Source organism: Pseudomonas sp. P5_A12 (genome assembly GCF_056400685.1).
The window spans coordinates 1-613 of the sequence record NZ_JBFUKU010000629.1 but is presented as its reverse complement, the minus strand read 5'-3'; the positions used below and the strand labels follow the sequence as shown (position 1 = coordinate 613).

The 613-nt window shown below is 52.4% G+C and carries 1 protein-coding gene; it reads left to right on the top strand.

All coding sequences use genetic code 11. From position 1 onward, the window contains the following. Nucleotides 1-62: 62 nt before the first annotated feature. On the top strand, nucleotides 63-613 hold a 551-nt coding region (locus AC1DSG_RS31585), incomplete at its 3' end, for an MFS transporter (RefSeq protein ID WP_477794359.1).

Sequence of the window (613 nt, the reverse complement as noted above, 5' to 3'; positions counted from 1 at the left end):
GCCAGATAGTCGCCAATGCCGTGCTCCTTCTGCTTTCAGCCTCCATGAGCGCAGATGACTTTATGAGTTACGGCTGGCGAATCCCCTTCGTCATGAGTTTCCTGTTAGTTCTGATGGGTATCTACATACGATTGCGAGTAGAGGAGACGCCCGCTTTTKTACAGATGAAACAGTCTGCGGTCGCGACGGTCAGTAGCCCGCTTCGCGATGCCTTTCGGCTTSACTGGAAGACAATTCTGCGGCTGATGCTGTTTTTCTGCGGCCCTACGGCAATGTTCTATCTCGCCGTTGTGTTCACCCTCGGTTATTTGACGAATACCCTCGGTATTCCTAAACAGACAGGGTTTACGCTGTTAATGATCGCTAATGCCTGCGCCATAGTCGGTTCAATTATGGGCGGCCTGCTCAGTGACCGGATCGGGCGCAAGCGCACCCTCCTTATTGCGTCGACCGCGACGTTCATCATGATGATGCTGTACTTTCCTTTGCTTCAAACCAAAGACTTCGCCACGATGGCGATTGCAATGGGCTTGTTCTTGGGTTTCACGCAAGTCCAGACCGGTATTCAGCCTGTTGCGTTCGCCGAAGCATTTCCGACCAATGTCCGCTATTC